Genomic DNA, 1,682 nt, shown 5'->3' on the forward strand with positions numbered 1-1,682 from the left:
TTCGCCGCCCAGGAACGCCGTCACCTGGGCCTGGAGAACGCCATCGTCTTGCCGATCGCGCGCCTGCGCCTGACACCCGACGACCTGACGACTCTGGGCCGCCGGCTCGCGGCTCGTCGCGGTCACCTGCTCAGCGCTGTTGTTGACTAAAGCAACAGGTAGGGCATGACCGAAGATCTGCTGACCAGCAACGTGGCCTGGGTCGCCGGCCGCTATAAGGATAGCGAGTTTTTCAGGCGCACGGCAGCTAAGCGCCAAACAGACTACCTCTGGCTGGGCTGCGCCGATAGCAGGTTCTCGGGACAAGAGCTGACCGATCTGCCGCCCGGCACGATCTTCCACCATACCAATCCTGGAAACCTGGCCCCGCCCCTGGACGTCGGATTCCTGTCGAGCCTTCAGTTCTCGCTGGAAGTCCTGAAAGTGCGACATGTCGTGGTTTGCGGCCACTATGGCTGTGGGGTCATGGCCGCGGCGCTGTCCAACACGCCGATTGATCTGCTTGATCGCTGGCTCGGTCCAGTGCGCGCCCTGGCCTCGCGTCATGCCGAGGCGTTGGAGACGATCATGGATCCAGGCGCTCGAGCTAATCGGCTTTGCGAGCTCAACGTGACCGCGCAACTGGTCAATCTCGCCGGCAATCCATTGGTCCAGGACGCATGGCGTCGCGGCCAGTCCCTGACATTGCATGGTTGGGTCCATTCGGCGGCTGATGGCCTGCTACGCGATCTGGAAACCACCATCGGCAGCTTGAAACAGGCTATGGCCTTCGTCGGCGGCCTGGCGCCGGAGGCCCCGCGGCGGCGAAACGCGCGAAGGACTTCAGCATGAGCCAACCGAGCGTTGCCGTGGTGCTTGCCGGCGGCGCGGGTTTGCGCATGGGCAGTGGAAAGCCGCTGCGGGCCTGGGGCGAGGTTTCGCTTGTGGCCCGCGCCTTGGCCCTGGCCAAGGGCTATGCCGACGACGTCGCCGTCGCCGTCCGCGACGCCGGGCAATTGGGCGACGGCGTGGGCGCCCCGCTGCTGTTTGATCATCCCGACGTTCCTGGCCCCTTGGCCGGTCTGGCCTCCGCCCTGGCTTTCGCCCGCGCCCGCGGCGCGGCGCGAGTGCAGCTCCCGGCCTGCGACATGCCCGTCCTGCCCGCCGATCTGACCCGCCGCCTGGGCGCGGCCCTGGCTTCGGGGGGCGCGGTCGCCCTGCCCGCCAGCAACGGCCGGCTGCATCCGGTCTGCGGGCTCTGGAGCATCGAGGTGGAGGCGACCCTGTCCCACTACCTGGCCCGGGGTCGCTCATCGCTTCGGGGCTTGGCCGAAACGGCGGGTCTGGCGGTGGCCGACTGGGGCGCGATTGTCCCCGACCCGTTCGTCAATCTCAACACCTTGGCCGAGCTCCAGGCCCAGCAGCCCCGTCGCCAAGCCGACTTGACGCGGGTCAAGGCCACCCCGCCCGTCCAGGGCCAGACTGCCGTCTAGGAGACCACCGATGTTTGACCCCGCCGAGCCGATCACCACCTTCCTGCGTCAGGATGACGTCATCGCCGTGCGGATTCGCCGGGACTTCGACACCACGCCCGAGCGCCTGTGGACCGCCCTGACCCAGCCCGAGGACCTGGTCCAATGGCTGGCTCCGGGAACCATCGCGCTGGAGATCGGCGGCGCCGTCCAACTGGACTTTGGCGACAG

At 67.8% G+C, this 1,682-nt stretch carries 3 protein-coding genes; all 3 read left to right on the top strand.

From position 1 onward, the window contains the following. The first annotated feature begins 165 nt into the window (after window positions 1-165). Window positions 166-831: a carbonic anhydrase gene (locus AC1RJ9_RS28290; protein ID WP_492842005.1), complete on the top strand. Its 666-nt coding sequence runs from the start codon at window positions 166-168 to the stop codon at window positions 829-831. Then, window positions 828-1,472 carry a molybdenum cofactor guanylyltransferase gene (locus AC1RJ9_RS28295; protein ID WP_492842003.1) on the top strand — a complete coding sequence of 215 codons (645 nt, stop codon included), beginning with the start codon at window positions 828-830 and terminating at the stop codon, window positions 1,470-1,472. Before AC1RJ9_RS28290 ends, AC1RJ9_RS28295 begins: the two co-directional genes overlap by 4 nt. Window positions 1,473-1,482: 10 nt before the next feature. Continuing rightward, window positions 1,483-1,682, top strand: a 200-nt coding sequence (locus AC1RJ9_RS28300; RefSeq protein ID WP_492842001.1) for an SRPBCC domain-containing protein, incomplete at its 3' end; no start/stop codon positions are given.

The sequence above is a fragment of the Caulobacter sp. GW822-FHT07D08 genome, assembly GCF_058798735.1.

Excerpts from the sequence above, each read along its gene's own strand:
- AC1RJ9_RS28295 (WP_492842003.1), top strand. The coding sequence starts at position 828 with ATGAGCCAACCGAGCGTTGCCGTGGTGCTTGCCGGCGGCGCGGGTTTG.
- AC1RJ9_RS28290 (WP_492842005.1), top strand. The coding sequence starts at position 166 with ATGACCGAAGATCTGCTGACCAGCAACGTGGCCTGGGTCGCCGGCCGC.